The organism is Nakamurella sp. UYEF19 (assembly GCF_040546275.1).
In the GTDB taxonomy this organism is placed as follows: domain Bacteria; phylum Actinomycetota; class Actinomycetes; order Mycobacteriales; family Nakamurellaceae; genus Nakamurella.
In genome coordinates this window covers 435,942-460,641 of record NZ_JBEPNO010000001.1, presented here as the reverse complement: position 1 = coordinate 460,641, position 24,700 = coordinate 435,942, and the positions used below count along the sequence as shown (strand labels likewise).

General features: G+C 68.8%; 22 protein-coding genes. 8 read left to right on the top strand and 14 right to left on the bottom strand.

The window, feature by feature from the left end; genetic code table 11:
- Positions 1-44: 44 nt before the first annotated feature.
- Together ABIB25_RS02155 and ABIB25_RS02150 are read right to left on the bottom strand one after the other, a co-directional pair.
- Positions 45-3,335, bottom strand: a complete 3,291-nt coding sequence (locus tag ABIB25_RS02155) for an ATP-dependent helicase (protein ID WP_354526746.1) — start codon at positions 3,333-3,335, stop codon at positions 45-47.
- Positions 3,332-6,550, bottom strand: a complete 3,219-nt coding sequence (locus ABIB25_RS02150; RefSeq protein ID WP_354526745.1) for an ATP-dependent helicase — start codon at positions 6,548-6,550, stop codon at positions 3,332-3,334. Before ABIB25_RS02150 ends, ABIB25_RS02155 begins: the two co-directional genes overlap by 4 nt.
- A gap of 81 nt (positions 6,551-6,631) precedes the next feature.
- Here ABIB25_RS02150 and ABIB25_RS02145 point away from each other — a divergent pair, with 81 nt between their 5' ends.
- Both ABIB25_RS02145 and ABIB25_RS02140 read left to right on the top strand, forming a co-directional pair.
- A complete protein-coding gene (locus ABIB25_RS02145; protein ID WP_354526744.1) occupies positions 6,632-6,955 on the top strand; it encodes an MGMT family protein in 324 nt (107 codons plus the stop codon).
- An 81-nt stretch (positions 6,956-7,036) separates the two neighbouring features.
- Positions 7,037-8,179: a DUF4192 domain-containing protein gene (locus tag ABIB25_RS02140; RefSeq protein WP_354526743.1), complete on the top strand. Its 1,143-nt coding sequence runs from the start codon at positions 7,037-7,039 to the stop codon at positions 8,177-8,179.
- On the opposite strand, the gene ABIB25_RS02135 is transcribed toward ABIB25_RS02140, so the two are convergent.
- The 4 genes from ABIB25_RS02135 to ABIB25_RS02120 form a co-directional block, all read right to left on the bottom strand.
- The gene (locus ABIB25_RS02135; RefSeq protein WP_354526742.1) at positions 8,126-8,932 is read right to left on the bottom strand and encodes a TIGR02569 family protein; all 807 of its coding nucleotides are present in this window, start codon (positions 8,930-8,932) and stop codon (positions 8,126-8,128) included. The genes ABIB25_RS02140 and ABIB25_RS02135 overlap by 54 nt on opposite strands.
- 64 nt (positions 8,933-8,996) lie before the next feature.
- A complete protein-coding gene (gene moeZ, locus ABIB25_RS02130) occupies positions 8,997-10,160 on the bottom strand; it encodes an adenylyltransferase/sulfurtransferase MoeZ (protein ID WP_354526741.1) in 1,164 nt (387 codons plus the stop codon).
- A 128-nt stretch (positions 10,161-10,288) separates the two neighbouring features.
- On the bottom strand, positions 10,289-11,557 hold the full coding sequence (locus ABIB25_RS02125) for a DUF3152 domain-containing protein (protein ID WP_354526740.1): 1,269 nt from the start codon (positions 11,555-11,557) through the stop codon (positions 10,289-10,291).
- On the bottom strand, positions 11,554-12,579 hold the full coding sequence (locus ABIB25_RS02120) for an alpha/beta fold hydrolase (protein ID WP_354526739.1): 1,026 nt from the start codon (positions 12,577-12,579) through the stop codon (positions 11,554-11,556). Before ABIB25_RS02120 ends, ABIB25_RS02125 begins: the two co-directional genes overlap by 4 nt.
- Before the next feature lie 128 nt (positions 12,580-12,707).
- Here ABIB25_RS02120 and ABIB25_RS02115 point away from each other — a divergent pair, with 128 nt between their 5' ends.
- From ABIB25_RS02115 to ABIB25_RS02100, 4 genes are read left to right on the top strand one after another with little or no spacing between them, the layout of a single operon-like run.
- Positions 12,708-13,013, top strand: coding sequence for a type VII secretion target (locus ABIB25_RS02115; RefSeq protein WP_354526738.1), 306 nt, complete (start codon positions 12,708-12,710; stop codon positions 13,011-13,013).
- Positions 13,010-14,614, top strand: coding sequence for an alpha/beta hydrolase (locus ABIB25_RS02110; protein WP_354526737.1), 1,605 nt, complete (start codon positions 13,010-13,012; stop codon positions 14,612-14,614). The genes ABIB25_RS02115 and ABIB25_RS02110 overlap by 4 nt, the downstream gene beginning before the upstream one ends.
- A gap of 29 nt (positions 14,615-14,643) precedes the next feature.
- Positions 14,644-15,417, top strand: a complete 774-nt coding sequence (locus tag ABIB25_RS02105; RefSeq protein ID WP_354526736.1) for a hypothetical protein — start codon at positions 14,644-14,646, stop codon at positions 15,415-15,417.
- Positions 15,418-15,477: 60 nt separating this feature from the next.
- Positions 15,478-16,110, top strand: coding sequence for a TetR/AcrR family transcriptional regulator (locus ABIB25_RS02100; RefSeq protein ID WP_502919731.1), 633 nt, complete (start codon positions 15,478-15,480; stop codon positions 16,108-16,110).
- A gap of 60 nt (positions 16,111-16,170) precedes the next feature.
- Here ABIB25_RS02100 and ABIB25_RS02095 read toward each other — a convergent pair whose 3' ends face one another.
- The 4 genes from ABIB25_RS02095 to ABIB25_RS02080 all read right to left on the bottom strand — a co-directional run bounded on the left by ABIB25_RS02095 (position 16,171) and on the right by ABIB25_RS02080 (position 19,191).
- Entirely contained in the window at positions 16,171-16,401 is a 231-nt protein-coding gene (locus ABIB25_RS02095) for a DUF3107 domain-containing protein (protein WP_354526734.1), read from the bottom strand.
- 88 nt (positions 16,402-16,489) lie between these two features.
- Positions 16,490-16,774, bottom strand: a complete 285-nt coding sequence (locus tag ABIB25_RS02090) for a hypothetical protein (protein WP_354526733.1) — start codon at positions 16,772-16,774, stop codon at positions 16,490-16,492.
- Between the two features lie 918 nt (positions 16,775-17,692).
- Entirely contained in the window at positions 17,693-18,352 is a 660-nt protein-coding gene (gene nucS, locus ABIB25_RS02085) for an endonuclease NucS (protein ID WP_354526732.1), read from the bottom strand.
- 68 nt (positions 18,353-18,420) lie between these two features.
- Positions 18,421-19,191, bottom strand: coding sequence for an enoyl-CoA hydratase-related protein (locus tag ABIB25_RS02080; RefSeq protein WP_354526731.1), 771 nt, complete (start codon positions 19,189-19,191; stop codon positions 18,421-18,423).
- Between the two features lie 88 nt (positions 19,192-19,279).
- Between ABIB25_RS02080 and ABIB25_RS02075 the strand changes: the two genes are divergently transcribed.
- A complete protein-coding gene (locus ABIB25_RS02075; protein WP_354526730.1) occupies positions 19,280-20,140 on the top strand; it encodes a sucrase ferredoxin in 861 nt (286 codons plus the stop codon).
- Between the two features lie 8 nt (positions 20,141-20,148).
- Here the strand turns inward: ABIB25_RS02075 and murA are convergent, their stop codons facing one another.
- The gene (gene murA, locus ABIB25_RS02070; RefSeq protein ID WP_354526729.1) at positions 20,149-21,405 is read right to left on the bottom strand and encodes a UDP-N-acetylglucosamine 1-carboxyvinyltransferase; all 1,257 of its coding nucleotides are present in this window, start codon (positions 21,403-21,405) and stop codon (positions 20,149-20,151) included.
- 121 nt (positions 21,406-21,526) lie between these two features.
- Here murA and ABIB25_RS02065 point away from each other — a divergent pair, with 121 nt between their 5' ends.
- Entirely contained in the window at positions 21,527-22,102 is a 576-nt protein-coding gene (locus ABIB25_RS02065) for a cob(I)yrinic acid a,c-diamide adenosyltransferase (RefSeq protein ID WP_354526728.1), read from the top strand.
- A gap of 99 nt (positions 22,103-22,201) precedes the next feature.
- On the opposite strand, the gene ABIB25_RS02060 is transcribed toward ABIB25_RS02065, so the two are convergent.
- From ABIB25_RS02060 to atpD, 3 genes are all read right to left on the bottom strand, one after another.
- Entirely contained in the window at positions 22,202-22,657 is a 456-nt protein-coding gene (locus ABIB25_RS02060) for a DUF2550 domain-containing protein (protein ID WP_354526727.1), read from the bottom strand.
- Between the two features lie 45 nt (positions 22,658-22,702).
- A complete protein-coding gene (locus ABIB25_RS02055; protein ID WP_354526726.1) occupies positions 22,703-23,095 on the bottom strand; it encodes a F0F1 ATP synthase subunit epsilon in 393 nt (130 codons plus the stop codon).
- 176 nt (positions 23,096-23,271) lie between these two features.
- Positions 23,272-24,696, bottom strand: a complete 1,425-nt coding sequence (gene atpD / locus ABIB25_RS02050) for a F0F1 ATP synthase subunit beta (protein WP_354526725.1) — start codon at positions 24,694-24,696, stop codon at positions 23,272-23,274.
- Between the last annotated feature and the right edge of the window lie 4 nt (positions 24,697-24,700).

The window sequence follows — 24,700 nt, the reverse complement described above, 5'->3', positions numbered from 1 at the left end:
CGGTGCGGAGCGGGCGTCCTCGGAACACCACTGGATCCACCGGATCAGCCTACGTGTGCGTCCCCCCGGGTGGCGGAACGCACCAGTTCGGCAAGTCCGTCAGCATCCAGCAGATCAGCGGGGGCGTACGTGTGCTCGGCATCGACGTAGACGAAGGCGGCCCGCACCCGGTCCAGCGGCAGGGACAGCATCTCCGCGACCGCGAGACGGTAGACGGCCAACTGCACCGTGGCCGACGATCGACGCGAACCTTGGGGTGGTCGTCCGGTCTTCCAATCGACCACCGTGCAACCGCCGTCGTCGTCTCGGAAGACCGCGTCGACCCGGCCGCGAACCGGCTGCCCGCCGATGGTCATCGAGAACGGCAGTTCCACCTCGAACGGCACCCGGCGGGCCCAGGCGGACAGTTGAAACTTCGTCTTGAGCGACTCGACCTCGAGGTCAGGCTGGAGCGAGGCATCATGAGCGCCGGGCAGATCGGCGATCTCCAGTAGCGCGGAGGCACGGAAGAACCGCTCGAGCCAGGCGTGGAACGCGATCCCCTGCTGTGCCCGCGACGTCGGTGCATGGGGCACCGGGCGCCGGATCCGGCGGGCGAGACCGGCCGGATCCTCGGCCAACTCGATCAAGGATGTCGCCGACATGGTCTGCGGCAGCGGCACTTCGATGAAACGGGCCCGCGCGGCCGCGCGCTCCGCGAGCAGGGCGGCGACGTCCCGGCCCCAGTCGTAAGGGTCGTCGGCCTCACCAGACGCCGCGGAGGCGTCGCGCCCGTCCATCGCCGCCTCGACCATTGCTGCGCCTCTCTCGACGTCGACGCGACGGCGCCCGAGCGGATCCAGCGGCCACTGGGCGGTCCGGGGCTCCGCCGTCAACGGGTTGCTCTGGCCTTCGGCCGGCGCCGGCGCCGGCCGGTCCGACGGCCCGAACGGCGCGGCTGCCTGCTGGATCTCGAGCAGGAACTCGCTCGGGCCGTGCGGCTTGCTGCCGGTACGCCCCCAGTGATGACCCGAGAGCAGGACTGTCCGCTCCGCCCTCGTGACGGCCACGTACAACAGTCTCCGTTCCTCCACGGCCTGCGCCGCCTTCAGATCGGCGGTGTGCGCGGCCAACGCGGCGACCATGTCCTTCTGGTCGCCGCCCGGCGGTAGGTGGAGCTGCGGGAGGTCCGCTCGGTCGCCGCGGACAGCCGGTGGCAGTTGCGAGGCATCGCCCAGCCAGGTGCTGCCGCGGGATCCGGGGAAGACGGTGTCCGAGAGATGTGGCACCGCAACGATCTCCCACTCCAGACCCTTGGCGGCGTGCACCGTCAGGATCTGCACCCGGCCCGGCGCCGAGACCACTTCGCCTGGTGACAGTCCGTCCTCCCGTTCAGCGGCGGTCAGCAGGTACTCGACGAGTTCGAGGGGGCCACCCCCACTCGCGGCGAACTCCGCGACGACGTCCGCGAAGGCATCCAGGTGGGCGCGCCCTGCAGCTGAGGAGATCCCCACCTCGACATCGAGTCCGGTAGCCCGCTCGATCTCGGCGACCAGATCCGACAACGGGTGGTTCAGTCGTCGGCGAAGACGGTTCAATTCCGCGGATAGCCGTTCGAGGCGATGGAAGCCGTCGGCCGAGAAGTCCGACGGGGACCCGGGGTCGGAGATGGCATCGACCAGCGAGGCCGAGTCGATGTCCTCACCGGATCCGGCTCCGTCCAAGGCCGCACGGACGGCCGCACGACCCGGACCGGCGCCTTCGGTGTCTGCACCGCCACGGACCCGGCGCGGGGTCAGAGCGGCGGCCCGGCGCGAGAGCGCCTCGAGGTCGGCCATGCCCAGCTGCCACCTCGCACCGGTCAACAGGCGCAGTGCCGCCGACCCGGCCGTCGGGTCGACCAGCACCCGCAGTACCGCCAGCAGGTCCGCGATCTCCGGTTCGCTCAGCAGGCCACCCAGGCCGACGACCTCGACCGGGAGGCCCACCGCGCGCAACGCCATCGCCATCGGCTCCATGTCGCGGCGCCGCCGGAGCAGCACTGCGGTGGACGGCGGTCCTGACCCCACGCCCGAGCCCGATTCCGAGCCCGATTCCGAGCCCGATTCCGACCATCGCTGCCGGATCTGGTCGGCGACCCACTTGTCCTCCGTGATCGCCGTGTCGAACAGGCCGTAGCGGACCTCGCCAGCCGGTGCGCCGGGTCGCGGACGTAGTTCCTGCACCTGGACCGGGCTGCTGCGGACGATCTCCGAGATCTCGTTCGCCACCCCGAGGATCGAGCCGGCGTTCCGGAAGCTGGTCGACAGGGTCAGGGTCGCGGCGGGCGAGCCGTCCGACGTCGGGAAGTCCGCCGGGAAACGCGGCAGGTTGGACGCAGACGCCCCCCGCCACGAGTAGATGGATTGCACCGGGTCGCCGACGGCGGTGACCGGATGACCGGACGGTCGCCCTGCGACACCGGTCTCGGAGAAGACGGCCCGCAGGATGACCCGTTGGGCATGACCGGTGTCCTGGTACTCGTCGAGCAGGACCACCCGGTGGCGTTCACGCAGGGTCAGCCCGATCCGCGGGTGGGTGGAGACGAGCGCGGCCGCGACCTGCATCTGATCGGCGAAGTCGACAACCCCGGCCTCACGCTTGGCGCGGGTGAAGGCGTCGACCAACGGCAGGATCCAGGCCCGGTCCTGCAGCCGTTTGATCGGGCCGAGGAGCCCGCTGTGCACGGACCCCTTCTGGGCCGGTGACGGCGGCGCCGCCCGCAGGCGGGCCAGGACGGACTCGATCTCGTCGGAGAGGGCCTGCGTGCCGATCAGGTGATCGGCGAGGCTACCGGCCATCGCCAGCAGCCGCTCGGTGACCTGGTCGGGCCCGAGATCGGTCTCCAGGTCACCGTCCCATCGTCCGACGACCCTCCGTGCCAGCTGCCACGATCCGGTGGCGCTCAATACTTTCGACGTCGGTTCGATGCCGGCCAGCGGGCCGAACTCGGAGATCAGGCGACCACCGAAGGAGTGGTAGGTCGAGACCTGGGTCTCTCCCCCGCCCTCCGACCCGAGGTCTACCGGACGACCTGGTAGCGCGCCGACCGTCGCCAGGGTGCGCAGCCGTCGCCGGATCCGAGCACCGAGACCGGAAGCCGCCTTGCGGGTGAACGTCAGACCCAGCACCTGGTCAGGCGCGACCATCCGGTTGGCTACCAGATACAGCACCCGGGCCGCCATGGTCTCCGTCTTGCCCGAACCGGCCCCGGCGACGACCAGCGCCGGTCCGAGGGGCGCCTCGATCACCGCCGCCTGCTCGGTCGTGGGCGTCGGCAGTTGGAGGATCTGCGAGAGTTCTGCGGCCCCGATCATCCGATCACCTGACGCCCCTCGTTCTGCAGCGGACAGCTCGTCCGCACCGGACAGCGCTCGCACCGGGCATTCTCCTGGGCACGGGCGGTCGAGAAGGCGAGATGTGCTGCTGCGGAACGAATCGTCCCCAGCCAGCGGGTGGTCGAGGCAGCCGTCGGCTCGTCCTGCACCAGGACCTTGGGTCGGCCGGAACGCAGGAAGACCAGCTCGGCCCCGCCCGGTCGCATCGGTTCGGCGCCCTGCTGGCCGGCACTGTCCTGGCTCTCGGCACTGTCCTCTTCCCCGGCATCGACCCCTGTGACCGAGTTGCTGAACGCGCCGAGGGTGATGGCGGCCTGATAGGCCGCCAGCTGCGCGTTCGCCTGGGCCTCGGCCTTGGTCGGCGGGGTGGCCCCGGTCTTGAAGTCGGTCACCACCACGCCGCCGTCGGCCTTCCGTGAGAGCCAGTCGACACGACCGACCAGATGCACGGCGTGGTCCGGGGTCTCGTGACCCTCGGGCGGGATGATGATGTCCATGTCGAGTTCGGATCCGACGAGGGTCCGCGGCGGATGGTTGTCCCGGACCCAGGAGCAAGCCGCCTCCAGCATGGCAAGCAGTCCGCGTCGGGTACGGTCCAGCTGCCAGGGCGGCAGGCGTTCCTGGCCCTCCAGGAACGTGTCGATCTCTGCTCGGAGTTCGACCTCACCGACCCCGAGGGCCAGCCCATGGGCCATTGCGTGCACCACGATGCCCTCGATCTGCGCCTGGCCGGGCTCGGTCCGACCACCTCGTCGTTCGAGCACCGCCCGCAAGGCACAGTTCTCCAACGACTCGATCAGTGAGGGCGATACCCGGATCCGCTCGCCGGGTGGGATCGGCGAGCGGTCCGTCGAGCGCGGCGCCAGACCGTACCAGTCGTCCGGACGTGCACCGGGGACGCCGGCGGTGGCCAGTTCCGCCAGGTGTCGGGCGGCGGCCTCCCGGTCCGGCGACGGCAGCGACGGATCGGTCACCGCCCGCCGCAGATCGGCCAGCAGGTCGGTGAGATGCAGACCGCGGCGCTCGTTTCGCACGAAGGGCGTCGCTGCGTCCTGCTCGACCGCGAGGTCGTCCTGGGTGCCGAGCAGTTCCTGGAGGAACCGCGACGGCACGATGTCCTGGTTCAGGACCCCGGTGCAGATTAGTTGGCGGCGTGCCCGTGTCGCGGCGACGTAGAACAACCTCCGCTCCTCGGCCAGCAGCCCGGAGGAGGGGACGCCGACCGGCAGGCCCGCCGCGAGATCGAGCAGTTCCCGACCGCCCAGAAGGCTCCCCCGCGGCCGTAGATCGGGCCAGGTCCCCTCTTGGACGCCCGCGACGGCGACGACCTCCCACTCCAGACCCTTGGCTGCGTGCGCGGACAGCAGCGCCACCGCGTCGCCCGCTCGTTCGGTCTCCTGCTCGCCGGGCAGCTGACGGCCGCGTACCTGGGTGATGAAGGCATCGACACCGGCCAGCGGCAGTCGCTGGGTGAGATCGTTGGCCATCGCGAACAGGCCGAGCACCGCGTCCAGCGCCCGATCGGCACGTTGCCCCCCGCTCCCACCCCTTTCGACTGCGGCGACGAGGCTCTCCTGCAGTCCTGTCGCCTGCCAGAGCTGCCACAGAACCGTCTCGGCGCTGGGGCTCGACGCACCCTCCAGGGCAATGGTCAGCAAGGCCCGCACCCGTTGGAGGGCGGGACGAAGATCAGTCGGAACCGAAACAGGGAGGGGTGCACCGGCCAGGACCGCGGCGAGAAGATCGGCACTCGAACCACCACCCGGGTTGGCCGCCCGCACCGCGCGTCGCAGGCGCCGGAGGCCGAGCGCATCCACGCCGCCGAGTGGCGACGAGAGCAGTTCTGTCGCTCGCTCACCGGTCAGTGCAGCGGGCCGGATCCCGCAGTCCAGCGTCGTGAGGAGTGCCGACACCACAGGCTCCGCGGACAACACCTCATCGGTACCGCCGAGGACGACCGGGACGCCGGCCACCACGCACGCCCGCGTGATCGCGGCCAGCCCCACCGAGGGCGCCCGAAGCAGGATGGCCATGGCTCCCCACGGCACGCCGTGCAGCAGATGAGCGCGGCGGAGGGTGTCCGCGATGTAGGACGCCTCACGGGCCGCGGTGGCGAACACCTTGACCTCGACCAGTGCCGATGCCTGCGTGTCCGGGTCGGTGTCTGGCGTCCGCAGCTCGCGATGGGTCGCGGTGCCTGGAAGCAGCGCGGCCACCCGGCGGGTCGCCGCCGTCAGCACCGGTGACGATCTCCGCGACAAGGTCAGCACCGCGGTCACATCGACCTCGATGTCACGCATCGCCGTCGGCTCTGCACCGCGGAAAGCATAGATCGATTGGTCGGGGTCGCCGAAGACGATCAGCTCGTCCGCGCCCGCCGACAGCACCGAGATCAGCCTGGCCTGTGCTGGATCCACATCCTGGTACTCGTCGACGAAGATCCGCCGGATCCGTCTCTGCTCGGCGGCGAGCACTTCGTCCCGGTGCAACGCACCCAGCGCAGCCGCCGTCAGCTCGGCCTGGTCGAGAGCGACCCCGAAGCCGCTGATGCCCTGCCGAAGATCGCTCACCTGCTGGTACTCGCGTGCGAACTGCCCGGCCGCGATCCACTCCTGCCGCTTGTGCCGACGTCCGAGCTCCACCATCCGGGCTGGTGGGACGCCCTGACCGGCGGCTCGAAGGAGGATCTCTCGCAACTCACCGGCGAACGTCTGCGAGGACAGCGCACCAGCGAGGTAGTCCGGCCACTGCCCACCTCCATCCGCCACGTGCCCGCCGAGAAGATCGCGAACCATCTGATCGGACTCTCCTGCGGCCAGCAGTCGCGGAGACGGCTCGCCCGCCTCGGCCGCCTGCGTGCGCAGGACCGAATAGGCGTAGGAGTGCAGCGTCCGGACCATCGTCTCCCTGGTGGTCAGCCGCAACCGCCGGCTGATCCGCCCGGACAGCTCGGCCGCGGCCCGCCTGGAGAAGGTCAGGACCAGGATCTCCTCCGGAGACACCCCACCCACCTCGACCCTGTGGGCCACCGCCTCGACCAAAGTGGTCGTCTTCCCCGTTCCGGGCCCGGCCAGCACCCGGAGCCGCGGGGCGGTGTTCACGGTGACCTGCAACTGTTCGGCCGTCAGTGATACCGGCGCCGAGGCCGGCGGGACCGGTCCGAACCGGTAGCTGACGGACGAGGGGGAGTTCATGCACTGATCCCATCACGGACCCCCGACAGTCAGGCACGCCCGAGCTGTCAGGCGGGTCCCGTTGTTGGCAGGATGGGGCGGATGGACATGGAACTGGCGGAGCGGATGCTCGCCGAGGTCGCGGACGTCCCCGCCGGATATGTCGCCACCTACGGCGACATCGCGGCGCGGGCAGGTTCGCGGTCGCCCCGCCTGGCCGGCCGGGTGTTGTCGGAGATGTCCGACGAGTCGACGCACTGGCACCGGATCCTGCGAGCCGACGGCACTCCCGCGGCCCACCTGCGGGACGAGCAGACCGCGCTGCTCCGCGCCGAGGGTGTCACCGTGACGGACGGTCGGGTGGATCTGCGCCGCTACCGCTGGCAACCCACTCGAGCGCCCGACGATTGTGGACAGAGCGTCTGATCCATCCACCTACCCGTCGACTGTCCACAACGGCAATCTGCCCGTGGACGGGCATGGCACCGGCGGCCGATGGTCTGCCACATGACAACCACCGACGGCACCACCACCACCGTTCGACTCAGCGGCCGCAGCGGCCTGCTCGCGGCGATTCCCGCCATGCTCGGCTTCCACCCGCAGGAGAGCCTGGTGATGGTCTGCATGTCCGGGCCGCGAAGACGGCTGGGGCCGGTGATCAGGATGGATCTCGAGGAGCCCCGGGGCCAGGGCGGACCGCCCTCACCGCCGGGCGAGCAGCTTCGCCTCTACGCCGGGCGGTACAGCGACGAGGTGGCCCTGGTCTGCTACTCACGTGCCAAGCGCCGTCCGGGGCTGTACGACAAGGTGGTTGAGTCCTTGGAAGCCGGCGGTACCACCATCCTGGACCAGGTGTTCGTCCGCGGGGACCGGGTCTGTTCGAGCTGGCCAGGACGCGGCGACAACTCCGGCCGGCTCCCTGGCGCGCGGGACCCGCAGGTGCTGGCGATGAACGCCGCGTCGGCCCTGAGCGGACGCAGCATCCTGGTCGACCGACAGGCGCTGCGCGACTCGATCGCCGGGCCGGTCGGCCGCGCCGCGACCCAGGCGTCGCGAGCGCTGCACCTCGCTGCGGATGCCCTGGTGGGGCCGGTCGGCACCGAGGGACCGGTGGACAGCGCGGCCCTCGAGGAGATGACCAGGGTCAACATCGACCGGGCGTTGGCCGAGGCAGCAGGAAGCAGCGGGCTGCCGGCGTCGCGCTGCGCCCTGATCGCTCTGCTGCTGTCCGACGTCCAGATCCGCGATCACGTCATCGCGCGGGCCGTCGAGGAGATGGAGCCGCCCTGGCTGCCGATGTTGATCGCGGTCGCCAGGGCCACCCCGGACGTGGATGCTGCACCGATCTGCGCGGTGCTGTCGGTCGCGGCCTATCGCCGCGGCGACGGCGCGCTGGCCCAGGTGGCTCTCGACCGCGTGCTGAAGGCCGAACCCGACTACCGGCTCGCCCACCTCATGCTGGGCGTGATGGCCGCCGGGCTGCCGCCGAGCAATCTGCGCGGTCTTGGACAGGACCCGCCATCGGTACAGGACGTGTTGTCCGCACAAGAAGGCGGGCTGCCATGGCCGGACTCGACGCCGGGACGGACAGGAGCGTCAGGGCAGGAAAGGACGGATGATCTCGGCGGCGGAAACGATCTCGACCAGTGACGAGGGGGTGCTCCGCGGATGGGAAAGGCTCACTGCTAGCCGGAACATCAACGCGCGCAACAACATCTGTGGCCATTCGGGCAGATGACCCCACTCCTGCAACAGGTCGGTCTGCGCACCACCCCAACTGATCGCGTCCACTGCGATCACGGCCGCCGACCAGGAGGCGGGCCGCCAGTAGGGCGTCATGTCGATGACGGCGGGCGGGGCAGTCCCGGCGAACAGCACGTTGCCGAACATGTCCCCGTGCACCAGTTGAGGTGCCACGTCGACCGGCTTGCGCCCGATCGCCAGATCCTCGAACAGTCGCGAGCCGTGCCCATCGCCGAGGTCGAAACGATCGGTCACGCGCTCGCCCCAGGACAGGCGGTCGGCCCAGCTGTACAGATCGTCACGATCACGGAGGTAGCGGGGATGGGGAATGCCGGCCAGGGCCTCGTGCAGGATCAGCGAAGTCTGGATGATCTCGCTGTACCGGGGTTCCGTCCGCCCGGACACGAAACGCTGGGCCGACCAACCCGCAACCACCCATCGACCGTCCGACGATCTGACGGGGCGGGCGACCCGGATGCCCGAGATCCGCAATTGCTCGAAGGTCGCAGCGATCCAGGACGCCTCGGCCGTGTTGTCCACCGGCTTGAAGACGATGTCGGCACACCGGAAGGCCAGACCTCGACCACCGGCGAGCTGCTCCGGCACGACCGAACCGGCACCGAACGCCGCCAGCACATGGGCGGGCGGCGACGTGGGCACGAAGAGTGACGGTACAGGCCCTTGGGCCTTGCCCGTCGTCTCCCCACCGGGGAACGGGACGAAATCAGTAACTGGGCAGACTGGGGTCGACCTGCTTGATCCAGGCCAACACCCCACCGCCGACGTGCACGGCGTCGGCGAAACCCGCCTTGTGGAGGACGGCGAGCGCCTCCGCGGAACGCGCCCCGGACTTGCAGTGCAGGATCACGGGCTTGTCCTGCGGGATCAGCGAGAGAGCTTCACCGGAGAGGATGTCGCCCTTGGGGATGAGCACAGCACCAGGGATGGAGACGATCTCGAACTCGTTCTGCTCCCGCACGTCGATGAGGGCGAAATCCTCGTGCGCATCGATCCGACGCTTGAGTTCCTTCGCCGAAATGGTGTGCGAGGCAGCAGCTTCGGCAGCCTCGGTCGACACCGACCCGCAGAACACCTCGTAGTCGATCAGGCCGGTGATCGGTTCGCCGTTGGGGTCACGACGCACCTTCACGGTGCGGTACGTCATCTCCAGCGCGTCGTAGACCATCAGACGGCCCAGCAAGGTCTCGCCGATTCCGGTGATCAACTTGATCGCTTCGGTCACCATGATGGAGCCGATCGAGGCGCAGAGAACGCCGAGCACGCCACCCTCCGCACACGACGGCACCATGCCGGGCGGCGGCGGCTCGGGGTAGAGGTCCCGGTACTGCGGGCCGTACTCGGCCCAGAACAGACTGACCTGCCCCTCGAAACGGAAGATGGAGCCCCAGACGTAGGGCTTGTTCAGCAGCACGCAGGCATCGTTGACCAGGTAGCGGGTGGCGAAGTTGTCGGTCCCGTCCAGGATCAGGTCGTAGCCGGCGAAGATCTCCAGCGCGTTGTCCGACTCGAGACGGTCGGTGTGCAGGATGACCTCGACGAACGGGTTGATCTCGGCGACCGACTCCGCAGCCGAGACAGCCTTGGACTTGCCGACGTCGGACTGTCCGTGGATCACCTGGCGCTGCAGGTTCGACTCGTCGACGATGTCGAAATCCAGGATGCCGAGCGTGCCGACCCCGGCCGCGGCCAGATACAGCAGCGCCGGGGATCCGAGTCCACCGGCACCGACCACGAGAACCTTGGCGTTCTTCAGCCGTTTCTGCCCGATCATCCCGACATCGGGAATGATCAGATGCCTGGAATACCGCTCGACCTCGGCCTTGCTCAGCGATTCCGCCGGCTCCACCAGAGGGGGTAGGGACGTCACAATTCTCTCCTCGACACTGTTCGACTCCAGGCTCAGTTCGACTCCAACACATGTGTGTCGCCGTCACTCAAGGCCAACTGCCCTGCCGCCTGAAATCTTCCCGGCCGACGCCGGACAAGGCGTACGGATCAGCCGCTCGGCTTGCTCGCAGTCGACTGCGCGGCCGGCGTGGTCACACCGGACGGCGATCCCAGGGGGTATGGGTAGGGGTTGAACTTGCACACCTTGCCGTCCATCGGGATCAGCTGCGGATTCAAGAGCGAGAGATCGTCGTTCGCCGTCGACCACGACTGCTGCATCATCACCGGAGCCAGCCCGCCATTGGTCGCGCAGGGCTGGTGCATGAAGCCCAGCGCGTGCCCGACCTCGTGGTTGATCGCGTACACCCGGTAGGAGCCGAGGTCGCCGTTGAACGACACCGCCCCGCGAGTCCATCTGGCGTCATTGATCGCCACCCGCTTGACGTTCCGCGCGTAGCAGGAAGCCTCGAACTGGATCTCCCACCCGCACAGCGCGTTCTCGCGCACCGTCATCTGGCTGGTCAGCGAGATCGTGAAGGACGGCGTACCGGAATCGACCCGCTGGAGCGTGTAGCTGCCGGAACCGATCCAGGACCGAGGGTCGGCCAGCGTGTTGTCGACGAGGCTGGCGAACTCCTGGTCGGCCTGGGTGTTCTCGACCCCGTCCTCCACGGCGATCGCATAGGTGTACTTGGTCGGCCCGCTGCCCATCGGGGCGGTGGTGCCCTTGACCAGGTGCCAGGTGTCCTTGCCCTTGGCCACGAAGGACGCCCCTGGTGGCAGGGCGGCCGAGGTGAGGTTCTGGTAGGTCCCGGTCGGCACCGGGCCGGTCGAGCCGGTCGGCGCGGTGGTCCTCGCTGTGTTCGCCGTCGCGGGCAGCCCGTTGCCGGTGCTCGGCGTCCTGGGCGTGGTGCCGGCCTGGGCGGAGGCGGTGGTCTGCGGCGCCATCGTCACGGTCTCGGTGACGCCACTGATCACCGTCACGACGGCCGGCGCGACACTGGAGGGCGCCGCCGCGGTCGATACCGGCGGCTTGCCCACCTGCACGATGACGATGACGGTCAGTGCGATCAGCACCGGGATGGCGTAGGCCCGCCAGCCGTAGCGGTGGACGAACCAGCCGACCGCGCTGCGCCGCCGTCCCTGCCTGGTCGGTCTGGGCTTGTTCGGCGGACGGGGCGTCCGCTCGACAGGATCCCAACTGGCCTTGAGCGGCTGCGGTCCACTCTGCCGGGTGTCCTGCTCGTCCCACAGCGGGGACCGCCCCACAGGCGGCGGACGGCGACCGGAGCTGCCGGGTGGCGGTGTGTACATCTGGCGGGGCCCCGACGGCCGCCCACTGCGGGTTCGGTGGGTGTCGTTGCCGGGACGCGTCACGCTGACGAGGTTGCCACAGGTCCTGTGAGAGGAAGGTGCGGCGCGCCCGGCTTCTCCCAGAGTCGGGCGATCGCCCTCGCGGTCAGCCGCGGCTCCTCCATCTGCGCCGTGTGCCCCGCACCAGCGATGACCAGCAAGGATGCGTCGGGAAAGGCCTCCGCGGTCCGGCGGGACAGACGCACGTCGACCAGCGCGTCCCGAGTGCCCCAGATCACCAGTGTCGGTACGCGTATTCGGGCGGCGTCGCCCTGGAACGACCCGGAACGCCGGAGGTAGCTGCGCATCAGCGCGCGCAGGGTCCCGATGGTGGCCAGGTGTACCCACGGTAGCGGCCCGCGCCAGGCCAGATCCGCGGCCGCGACCTCGAAGTCGTGGTCGGTGAGGCGGCTGGGATCGCCGTAGCAGAGCCGGCCCATGCCGCGGGCGCGCGCCATCGGGCTGGTGGCGCTCAGCTGTCTCACGGCGACCCCCGCCGTGCCCGGCAGCAACAACAGGCCGAGGATCCGATCTGCTCCCCGATCCTTGGTCAGGCGCAGGTCCGGCACGGCGGGTGAGATCAGGGTGAGGGTGGCGACGAGTTCCGGGAACCGGGCGGCCAGCGCGGTGACGACGATCCCACCCATCGAATTGCCGACGAGGTGCACCGGACCGCTGGAATACCGACGGATCAGCTGTGCCACCACCCAGGCGTCGTCCACCAGCGAATAGCGCCCACGGGGCGGTGGGTCGGAGCGACCGTGACCGGGCAGATCGACCAGATATCCGACCGCCCGATCGGCCAGTGCGCCGGCCAGTGACACCCAGTTGGTCGAGGAACCGGCCAGCCCGTGCACGAACCAGACGTCGGGCCCGTCCGGACCCGCGTCGATCGGTTTGTCCGTACGTCGCAGGAAAACCCCACGGCCGTCGACCATCTCGGTCCAGCCGGCCGGCGGATCGTCAGCGACGCCCGGTGTCTCTCCGCCTACCTCGGCCAGCTCCGCGGTCGTCCAGCTCTCGAGGTCGTCGCGGGCGGTGATCACCCCTCGATGGTGCCAGTTGTCCCCATACCCCTCCGCTGTCCACATTCGGCGACGGGCTCTGGACCCGTCGGCGTCGGTGGCGGAACCATCTGATTGGCCAGCCGCCACTGCGTCCCGGAAGGACACCCGTGCCAGGAAACTTCGATCTCGAGGTCGACACCGACTGGATCCGCCGATCGGCCAGCACTCTGGAGGGCGTGGCCGCCCGGTTCCGGGCGGTACCGGCCGCCACCGGCGCCCCCGTCTCCGCTGCCGGGCTGGGCGGTTCCCCGGTGGCATCGCAGGCCGCGGCTCTGGTGAACCTGCGCACCCTCCAGGCCGACGAAGCTGGGGCCCAACTGGGTGCAGTCGCGTCCGGGCTGGCTGGTGGGCTCAGGGTTTCCGCCGAACAGTTCGACCGCTTCGAGCAGGCCATCAGACCGGAACCCCGGTGACCGGCGACAGCCTGATCGGGAGCGCGATGCTCGCCCAGCACATGCCGGAACTGGATGCACCGGGCCAAGGCAGTCCGGCCGCACGCCTCGCTTCGCTGCACACCGGCCAGCTCCGGGACGCGGCGGCCCATCTGGCGGGTGTCCTGTCCGCGCTGACCGCCGGGCGCACCGACGGTGAGTCCGCCATCGGGGAGATCAGCAGGGGGTGGTCAGCTCCATCACCCCGGATTGGTAGCGGCCGGCTGTTGCTCACCGCGCAGGAGACTGCGGTCCTCCTGCTACGGCAGGCCGCTGCCATCGAAGGTGTGTGCGTGGTGATCGATCGGGCGGTCTTCGACGCCCGCATCGATGTCCACCTCGCGTTGGCTGAGCTGAAACATCTCCGGGACGCCACCTGGGTGGATCAGGTCGGTGGCATCTTCGGCGTGCCGCAGGCCGCAAAGGCCTTGCGGATCAACGGGATCGCCCGGGAGCTCGACGCGGCCCTGCGCGGCCGCCTCGCTTCCGTGGAAGCGGCCCTCGACTCGCTGAGATCGGGCCTGGCCGCCGATCCCACCACGGGTCCGGACGCCCTGCGCGGCGGTCGGGATCCACTGCTCCGCCCGGACCCGGTGATGAATCCCGCCTACCGGACGGACCAGCGCAACCGAGCGGCGCTGGCTGCCGACCTCGGGTCGGATGACCCGACGCGCATCAGGTTCGCGATGTCGATCCTGCACTCCCTCCGCGAGGCGGCCGACCGCTCCGGTTCCGCCGCCTTGATCGTCTACGACCCCGGCGCGTACGCCGGCCAGGGCCGGGCGGCTGTGGCGGTCGGTGACCTGACGACGGCCACCAACGTGGCCGTCGTCGTCCCGGGTATCGCCAACTCCCCCTCGCAGATGGCCGGTGGCATCGACCTGGCCGCCGACCTCCGGGACGAATCGATGACCCAGTCGCCAGGCGAGCAGACGGCCGTCGTCGTCTGGTACGGCTACGACATCCCGCTCTCCTGGCCCAAGGACCCGGACAGCTCCCTGGGGACGGACATCCGCGACACGGTGGCCGCTGCCTCGGCCCAGTCGGCTGCTGCTGCCGCACCGGTACTCGCCGCCGACCTGCGCACGATCAGATCGATGTCGCAGAGCTCGGCCAGGGTGACGGTCCTCGGCTTCTCGATGGGATCGACAACCGTGTCCGAAGCCGCCCGGTACGACCTGCCCGTCGACTCCCTCGTGTTGATGGGATCTCCGGGCGCCGGCTGGGACACGCGGTCTGCGGCCGGATACCCGAGCGTGCCGGCTTCCCAGGTCTACATCCTGAGCTACGACCAGGACCCGATCACGCTCCCGGTGACCGACAACCTGGCCTCCCGGGTGACCGGTCTTGCCGAGCCGTACGGCACGGATCCTGCGTCGAAAGCATTTGGCGGCACCAACATCGACGTCTCCACCAACGTCGCAGCCCTTGCCGGCACCGGCCTGGTGGCATCGCTGTTGAGAGTCGGCGGGGACCCCCGTCACCACAGCATGCGGAACTACATGCAGGGTCGGGCGCTGGCTGCGGAGGGCTCGATCGTCGTCGGGCGTGGCCGCGACGTTCCGGTCAAGCCGGGACGATGAGGTGGCGACCGCAGAGCACAATGGCTCCTGTGACGACCCGCCCAGCGGCCCGCCCTCCAGGCACGGCTTGGACCTACTACCAGCAGGTGCAGGACACCGTACTGGTCCAGCTGAGCGGCCGTGGGGTGGCCGGATTCGGCCGGTCACCTGCCGGTCATCGCGTGGTGCTGCACATCACCGAGACCCAGGATCTCGAAGAGGCCGTCCGCAGTGGTGTCGTCAGCTTCTGGCTGACCGGTCTCGACGCGCCAGGCCTCGCCTTGTTGCGGATCAGGCCCGGTGAGGGCAGCGAAATCGACACGGTCGCTACCGCCACCTTGTCGATCGCAACATCGATGGCGCATGACGGGCTCGCCTCGACGGCCATGACCGACGGCGCGGGCGGCCTCTACCTCGTCGCTTGGGCCGTCGGAGGGATGAATGCCGGTGCGGGCGCCGCCGGCTACGCAGCGGCACTGACCCGCTCGGCGCCGGAACTGGCCACCGATCGGCGGGACGACTCCGACGGACGAGCGCTCATCGAGGTCCTGTCGCCGGATCGAGAAGGACTCCCGTCGCCCTACTCACTGGTGGCGGATCATTCGCTTGCCGCGGATCGCTGCCTGACCGCCGATCGCGCCGAGCACGACGGACACCTCGACCACGAGCATCTGGGCGTGGTGGTGCCGCTCACCCTCGACGAGGTAGCTGCCGCCAGTGCGGGCATGCCGTTGGAGATCGATCCTGCCGACGTCCCGGCCCGGATCGCGGCCTACGGCGACCTGGCCGCCGCGTGGGCCCAGGCCACCAGGGGTCCCGCGTAGTGTTGTGACCCGACGTGGATCCGAATCGCATGGACCAGGGAGGGCGCAACCGTGGCACAGCTGTCAACCACCCCGGGGTCCTCGACATCCCCGACGAAACCGACGCCCCGCCTGAGCCGGTCCGATCGACGGGCCCAGTTGTTGGCTGCCGCCCGGGGTGCCTTCGTGGCCCAGGGCTACCACGCCGCCGCGATGGACGACATCGCAGACCGGGCGGGTGTCAGCAAACCGGTTCTGTACCAACACTTTCCGTCGAAGCTGGAGCTGTACCTGGCACTGCTCGGCGAGTCCGCCGACGAGATGGTGCGATTGGTCGAGGACTCATTGCACGGCACCACCGACAACAACGAGCGGGTACACCGAGCAGTCGAGGCCTACTTCAGCTTCGTGGCCGACAACGATCAGGCCTACCGGTTGATCTTCGAGTCGGACCTCCGAGGTCAGGCCCAGGTGGAACGGATCGTCGACCACGCCACTGATTCCTGCATCCTGGCGATCACGGACACCATCATCACCGACACCGGGGTCGATCCGGAGCGTGCCCGATTACTGGCGGCCGCTCTGGTGGGACTGTCGCAGGTCAGCGCGCGCTACTGGTTGACCCAGAGCCCCGGAGTGCCGCGGAGCGAGGCCATCGAGATGCTTTCCACCTTGGCCTGGCGGGGAATCTCACGATTCCCGCGCCAGGCCTGAGGGCGTCGCACCAGCCTGGTCAGTGGGTCCTCGGTCGGTCAGCCCGTCTGACCGGGTGGGTCAGCCCGTGGTAGAGAAGCCGACGCGACGAACGTCGGCCGGAGCGATCTCGACGTACGTGATCCGCGCGGAAGGCACGATGACCCTGCGGCCCTTCTCGTCCACCAGCACCAGCGTTCCGCTGGGGTTTTTCAGCGCCTCGCTGACGAGCGCCTCGATCTCGTCCGGCTGAGAGGCCGAAGTGACCACCAGTTCGCGTCCGCTGTCGGTCACACCGATCTTGATATCCACGCCGGTCCTCGTTTCTGTGCTGCTTGCATGGGTGCAAATCGCTCGTGTGCGGATCGTGGTTTCTTGCCACTTGCCGCTCTACTGCAGGCTAGTGCAGCGTCGCGATCCGCCGGGCCCGCAGCCCTGCGCCGACGGCGAACAGCGGTCTCGCTGGAACGGCTGTACCGGGTGGAGTCGCCACCCGCCGTCCGGTCGGTTCAACCAGACAGTCAGGATCGACGGCCGGGTGGCCATCGGGCCGGATGGTGGTGCGGCTCTGCTGGAGCTCGGAGGTGGTCACCACGCGTTCGTCGGCCGTGCGGGCGAATCCGTCACGCTGAAGGGCGAGGGCCGGCCGCCGGGGATCACTTTCCCGCGGGACGAACTGGGTCATCTGCCTGCAGCAGAATCTCTTTGTCCTAGCAGCTCGTGGGCGTAGACTCGAACTGTCGTACCGGGTGGTTGCTTGAATCAAGTCGGCTGGTTACCTCTGACGTCATGAATGTCCAGGGCCGATGCGAAGCCCGACTTGTGTCCTGGCAGACCAGTGTCAAGATCTCTACATGCAGACCTTGGAGTGGTGGCCGGAGTACGGAAATACTCTGCTGTGGCTGCGGAACGGGCGCGGAGGCAGTGCGGTCGATCCGGCGGCGCCTTGGTATCGAGATCGGACTCGTATCGCGCCTTGCCGAATGGGGCGTCGCGCACGCCGACGACAGGTCGCCAATTGACGGTGCCGGCGATCAGGAGTGGATGGACGTCGGCATCGGACTCCTTGTAGAGGTACGGGTCGCCCTCGCGGGACGGTATGAGGTCGTTGTCACCGAGCCCTGGTGGGGCGAGGGTCCAGACCTTTCCTGACCAACGACAGCTACGAAACATCAACAGCACCAACACGATTGCGATTCAAGTCAGATCGAGTATCCCGGTCCTCATGGCTCAGAGCCAGCCGCTCTTAGGCTCCGTTCCGAACTTGACTCAAGCAACCACCCAGTACTGTCGTACGAGGAATTCTGGTTTACGGAAGAGCGGAGGGGATCCTGGCATGAGGACGCTACCTGACGACCCCGACGGTCTGGCTGTGGGCTGGGGATGATCCGCGCCCACCCGCCAATACCCCGACCCCAACCAACCACCGTTCCGACGGCTCGCGCAGACAGGTCTTTGCGATCAAGCTGCGCCGACCGCGTGACCAGCTGACAGTGCGATGTGTGGCCCTGTATCCCACCGGCCCCAGGTCTCACCGGCAAATCGCCTCCAGCTCCAGACCGACACCACTCACGAAGCGACATGCGCGTCCATCCAGATCAGGTCAGAACAACCGGCCGACGGTGTCGTCCATGCCGCGCAGCTGGTCGTAGTCCAGCACCAGGCAGCGGATACCGCGGTCTTCGGCCAGCGTCCTGGCCTGGGGCTTGATCTGCTGGGCGGCGAACACGCCGGTTACCGGGCCGAGAAGTGGGTCGCGGCCCAGCAAGTCGACGTACCGGGTCAGCTGCTCGACCCCATCGATCTCGCCGCGACGTTTGATCTCCACGGCGACCACGGCTCCGGAGGCGTCACGGCAGAGCAGGTCGACCGGTCCAACGGGCGTCGGATACTCGCGCCGGATCAGGGTGAATCCCGGTCCGAGGAACTCGACCTGCTCGGCCAACAGCGCCTGCAGGTGCGCCTCGACGCCGTCCTTGATCAATCCGGGATCCACCCCGAGCTCGTGCTGCGAATCGTGCAGCACTTCCTCGAGGGTGATGATCAACTGCTCACCGGCCTTGTTCTCCACCCGCCAGACGCCGGGCTCCTGCGTGAGCCAGCACGGCGGGCTCATCCAGTTCAAGGGCTTGTAGGCGCGATCATCGGCATGGACGGAGACGGATCCATCCGCCTTCACGAGCAGCAGCCTGGTCGCCATCGGAAGATGTGCGGTCAATCGGCCCACGTAGTCAACTGAGCAACGGGCCACCACGAGACGCACTCCGACACCCTATCGGCTGTCGCGGCGTGCACCCGCACATCGGGCACTCGCCGGGAACCGGCCACCTGTCAGTCCACGAACTGCGGCTTGCGCTTCTCCAGGAATGCCGACATGCCCTCGCGCGCGGCCGGACTCTGCGAGGCGGCGGCCATCGCCTCGACGGCTATCCCGTAGGCATCGGCCTCCGGGCGGTCCAGCTGCGCGTAGAGCACCCGCTTGCCCCAGGCCTTGGAAGTCCCACTACCGCGGGTAGCCCTGGCCAACAGCTCCTCGACGGCCGCGTCCAGGTCGGCGTCGTCGACGACCCGGTTGACCAGACCCCAGTCGAGCGCCGTCCCGGCGTCGATGACGTCGCCGGTCAGCGCCAGCTCCATCAGTCGCTTCCGGCCGATCGCCCTGGCGACCGGGACGGCCGGGGTGTGGCAGAACCAGCCGCCCTTGCCGCCGGGCAGCGCGAAGCCGGCCGACCGCCCGGCTACGGCCAGGTCGGCCGAGGCCACGAGTTGGCAGCCCGCTGCGGTAGCAAGCCCGTGCACTCTCGCGATCACGATCTGGGGCATGGACTGCATCTGGGCCATGACGGCGGTGCAGGAGGTCAGCAGCGCCCGCACGCCGTCCACATCCCGACTCGCGACGTCCGCGAAATCGTGGCCGGCGGAGAAGACCGGCCCGTTGGCCGCGAGCACCAGACCGGTGGCCGGACCGGTCGCCACTTCGGCCAGCCCGGCACCGATCTCGGACAGGACCTCGGCGGAGAGCGCATTGCGTCGCTCTGGCCGGTTCAACGTCAGCCGGGCGACCGGGCCGCCGACCGTCACCTCGATGTGTCGATAAGCCATGACTGCACCGTAGGGCACGGGAGCATGACCCGGGCGGCGGGAGGGGCAGTGGGCGATCCGGGTGACACGGAGCAGGGACAATCAATTCGTGACGCCTCCCCCGCCGGTCCTCTGCTCGCAGGCTGCCAGGGACTCCGGTGACGACCCCGCCGGCACTGCGGCCCAGTTCGGTTCATTCGTGCTCCTCGACCACCGCGCGTCGTGGACGGCGAACACCGCGGAGGACGCGGTCGCGCAGTTGGACCCGGCGGTCGCCGAAGCCATCGGAACCCGGAACGGGCTGCGCGCCTTCGCAATCCGGAGCGTTCACTCGCGACGCATCGCCGAGGCGGGCAGGAGTTTCCTCGGGGTCGTCGGACCGAACGGTTTCGTCGCGGCACTCGATGGCGCGGTCACCACCGCCGACCTGACTGACCTCGACACCCATCGGACCCAGGCACGCCCCCAGCCGGTCTTCGCAGTCTGCACCAACGGCCGCCGCGATCGGTGCTGCGCCATCGTCGGTCGCGGGGTGGCCACCGGCCTGCACCAGGAGTTCGGCGAGACCATCGTCGAGATCAGCCATCTCGGTGGGCACCGGTACGCCGGCACCATGCTGGTACTGCCGTGGGGTTACGCCTACGGATTCCTCGACCTGGCCGGTGCTCGGGCCGTCGTGACAGCGGCAGCCGACGGACTGGTTCATCCCGACGGCCTGCGGGGCCGCGCCGATCTGCCACCAGCAGCCCAGACCGCAGACGTCCTGCTCCGCCGGGAGCTCGGACCGGCCGCAACGGACGCCGTCCGGATTCGGGCCGTCCCGGCACAGCACGGCGATCACGTCACTGTGGAAGCCACGGTCCACGATGAAGCCGTGACCGTGCATCTGCGCCGGGAACACGGACCAGCAGTCCACGACACCCTGTGCGGTGGCAAGCCTTTCGCAACCGGCCGATGGGTAAGGGACTAGCAGGGGCCCTAGAGCGCAACCCGCTCGATCTTGGCTCCGAGCGACCGCAGGTCCTCCACGAAATGCGGATAGCCGCGGTCGATGTGGCCGACCTCGTGCACCTCGGTCACGCCCTCGGCGACCAGTCCCGCGAGTACCAACCCGGCACCGGCCCTGATGTCGGTCGACCACACCGGCGCGCTGGACAGCTTGGCGCGCCCCCGCAACGAGGCGTGATGGCCATCCGTCCGGGCGTCGGCCCCCATCCGGATGAGCTCGTCGACGAACCGGAACCGGGCTTCGAACACGTTCTCGGTGATCAGCGAGTGTCCTTCGGCGACCGCGGCCAGGGCAAGGGCCATCGGCTGCAGGTCGGTCGGGAAACCCGGGTAGGGCATGGTGATGAAGTCGACCGCACGCGGCCGGGACGGCATGTCGATCGAGAAGCCGTCCGCCAGCTCCTCGACGATGGCGCCGGACTGGACCAGACGCTCCAGGGGCGCGGCCAGGTGCGCGGCCCTGACCCCGCGGACCGTGACGTGGCCCTGGGTCACGGCGGCGGCGTAGGCCCAGGTGCCACCGACCACGCGGTCGCCCACGGTCCGGTGTTCGGTCGGGTGGAGCGCGTCGACGCCCTCGATGGTGATCGTGGCGCTGCCAGCGCCGCTGATCTTGGCGCCCATCTGTCCCAGCATCAGTGCCAGATCGATGATCTCGGGTTCGCGGGCGGCGTTGTCGATCACCGTGGTGCCCTGGGCCAGGACAGCCGCCATCAGGATGTTCTCGGTTGCCCCGACGCTGGGGAAATCCAGACCGATCTGAGCGCCACGCAGACGCTCGGCCTCGCCCACCACCATGCCGTGCTCGATGCTCATCCGCGCCCCGAGGGCGCGCAGCCCGTTCTGGTGCATGTCCAGCGGTCGGGACCCGATCGCATCTCCGCCGGGCAGTGCCACCCTGGCCCGGTGGCAGCGGCCCATCAACGGGCCGAGGACGCACACCGACGCACGCAATCGACCGACCGCGGGAAAGTCGGCCTCGTACGAGAGCTGGGCCGGCGTGGTGATGCGGACGGTGTCGTCGGAGAGCTCGACCCGGCACCCGAGGCCGGTCAGCACATCCGCCATCAGCGGCACATCCAGGATTGCCGGGCAGTTGGTGATGATCGTCGTGCCCTCGACGAGCAGCGCTGCTGCCATCAGCTTGAGCACGCTGTTCTTCGCGCCCGCCACCGAGACCTCGCCGAAGAGGCGGGCACCGCCGGTCACCAGGAAGCGATCATCCACTCGTCGGACTCTAGTGCCCCATCACCGGTCTCCGTGCCGCCGCAGGTGGCCGACCCGCTCTCACCGCAGGTCGCGGGAGGTACACCGCCGCCGACACCCGGGCATGCGTACGCTCGCGGACATGGCTGTCCACCTCACCCGCATCTACACCCGTACCGGCGACGACGGCACGACCGGCCTGTCGGACTTCTCCCGAGTCTCCAAGACCGACCCCCGGCTCATCGCCTACGCCGACTGCGACGAGACGAACGCCGCGCTGGGCGTGGTGATGTCCATGGGATCTCCCGCGGTCGAGGTCGCGGGCGTCATCTCCCGGGTCCAGAACGAGCTGTTCGATCTCGGAGCGGATCTGGCGACACCGATCGAAGCGGATCCGCAGTACCCACTGCTGCGTGTCACCCAGGACTACGTGGACCGGCTCGAGCGGGACTGTGACACGTTCAACGACACCCTGGATCCGCTGAACTCGTTCATCCTTCCCGGCGGCACACCAGCCGGGGCTCTGCTGCACGTGGCCAGGACGATCACCCGGAGGGCGGAACGGAGCGCCTGGGCGTTGATGGCGATCGACGCGGAGCGAACCAACCCGCTGGCACCGACCTATCTGAATCGCCTGTCGGACCTGTTGTTCATCCTGGGTCGGGTTGCGAACCCGGACGGTGACGTGCAGTGGATTCCCGGTGGGGATCGGGCCTGACGGGCAGCCTCAGCCTGACCGACCCGACACTGCCGGTCGACGACCAGCTCAGCGGGTCGACCAGCTCAGCGGGTCGACCAGCTCAGCGGGTCGACTGGCTCAGACCTCGGTGAGCCCGCCGCGTCGGCGTCCACTGATGCTTCCGGTGGCAGGGGGCACCGACTCGAGCCACGACCGCAGACCGGTGACGGCTTCCTCGGTCAACGCCAGCTCGACGGGTGCACTGCCGTCGGTACATCGGATCACGACCGAGCCGACCGGCAACAGGTCCGGCTCCGTTCCGGCGAGCCCACGGCGTTCCCCGAGCATCAACCGATCCCGCAACATCACCCGGGAGGCCAGCGGTAGCGGCGAGAACGAGCGGTAGAGGATCAGCTCACCCTCGCGGTAGCGGGCCTGGCCGAACGACCATCCTCGGCCTTCCGGGCCCAACGAGGATCGCCAGCAGATGTCGACTCCCCCGGACCGGGTCAGCAGGGAACGCCGGACGGCAATCGCGACGATGGACAGCAGGAGGACAAGGAGGAGCGCGAGACCGACGATCTCAGCGCTCACGATGGTCCTCTCCTGTTCTGCCGGCGTCAGTTTCGGGTTCGGCCGTCAGACCGTCTCGCCGGACGCCAGCAGTTGCGCGCGCGCCCGGCGCAGCTCCGCTTCCGTCTCGGCCGATTCGGTCCCTGCTGCCTTGGCCCGCTCGTAGGCCGACCGCGCCGACGTGACGTCGATGTCCTCGCTGAGCTCCGCGTCCTCCGCCAGGATGGCGACGCCGTCCTTGGTGACGGAAAGAAATCCGCCATGAACGGCTACCGCCTGGACCGTCCCGTTAGGCTCGATGATCCTGGCCGAGAAACCCTCACGCAGCTGGGCGAGCAGAGGTGCGTGACCCGGCATGACACCGATGTCGCCGTCCACCGTTCTGGCCACGACCATCTGGGCCGATCCCGACCAGATCTGTCGTTCGACCGCGACCAGATCAACCTGCATCTCAGACACTGACGCTCCGCCTCTTCGCTTGGTGGATCTCCTGAGTCTAACCCGAGGCCGCACGGCCCCGAAAGGACAGACTGTGCAGCTCGCGCTGACATGCTTCGATCAGAAAACCGGAAGGCCCCAATTACCCGCCAGGGCAAATGGGGCCTCCCGCAACACTTCTCACGACGACCGCCGGATCAGGACTCCAGCGCCTTGGCCTTGGCCATCACGTCGTCCAGGCCACCGACGTTCAGGAAGGCCTGCTCCGGGATGTTGTCGTACTCCCCCTTGGCGATCGCGTCGAACGCTGCGATGGTGTCCGCCATCTCGACGTAGGAACCGTCCTGGCCGGTGAACTGCTTGGCCACGAAGAAGTTCTGTCCGAGGAAACGCTCCATCCGGCGGGCACGACCGACGAGAAGCTTGTCCTCTTCTGCGAGCTCGTCCATCCCGAGGATGGCGATGATGTTCTGCAGTTCCTTGTACTTCTGCAGAATCCGGATGACTTCCTGGGCAACCCGGTAGTGCTCCTCACCGACGAACTGGGGGTCCAGGATGCGCGAGGTCGAGGACAGTGGGTCGACGGCCGGGTAGATGCCCTTCTCGGTGATGGACCTGGCGAGCTCGGTCGTCGCATCGAGGTGGGCGAAGGCCGCGGCCGGGGCCGGGTCGGTGTAGTCGTCAGCCGGCACGTAGATCGCCTGCAACGACGTGATGGACCGTCCACGGGTGGAGGTGATGCGCTCCTGCAGCTCACCCATCTCGTCCGCCAGGGTCGGCTGGTAACCGACTGCGGACGGCATCCGACCGAGCAACGTGGAGACCTCGGAACCAGCCTGGGTGAATCGGAAGATGTTGTCGATGAACAGCAGCACGTCCTGGTTCTGCACATCGCGGAAGTACTCCGCCATGGTCAGTGCGGACAGCGCCACCCGCATGCGGGTCCCCGGCGGTTCGTCCATCTGGCCGAAGACGAGAGCCGTGTCCCGGATGACTCCGGACTCCGTCATCTCGGTGATGAGGTCGTTGCCCTCACGGGTCCGCTCGCCGACTCCGGCGAACACCGAGGTGCCACCGAAGTTCTTGGCGACGCGGGTGATCATCTCCTGGATGAGCACCGTCTTGCCGACGCCGGCTCCACCGAACAGGCCGATCTTGCCGCCCTGCACGTACGGGGTCAGCAGATCGATGACCTTGATGCCGGTGACCAGCTGCTCGGTCTTGCCCTCGAGCTGGTCGAAGGGCGGCGGCTTGCGGTAGATCGGCCAGTGCTCGGCGTCCTCCGCCGTGCCCGGAGCGTCCAGGCACTTGCCGAGGGCGTTGAACACGTGACCCTTGACGATGTCCCCGACCGGGACCGAGATCGGCTTGCCGGAGTCGCTGACCGACGCGCCGCGGACCAGACCGTCGGTGGGTTGCATGGAGATGGCGCGGACGATGTCGTCGCCGAGGTGCAGGGCGACCTCGAGCGTGAGCACCCGCTCGTCACCGAGGCCGGAGACCTCGACGTTCAGCGCGTTGAAGAGCTCGGGAACCTCGCCCCGGGGAAATTCGATGTCGACGACCGGGCCGATGACGCGGACGACGCGGCCGGCGACGGCGGATTTGGTGGCAGTGGTCACTTTT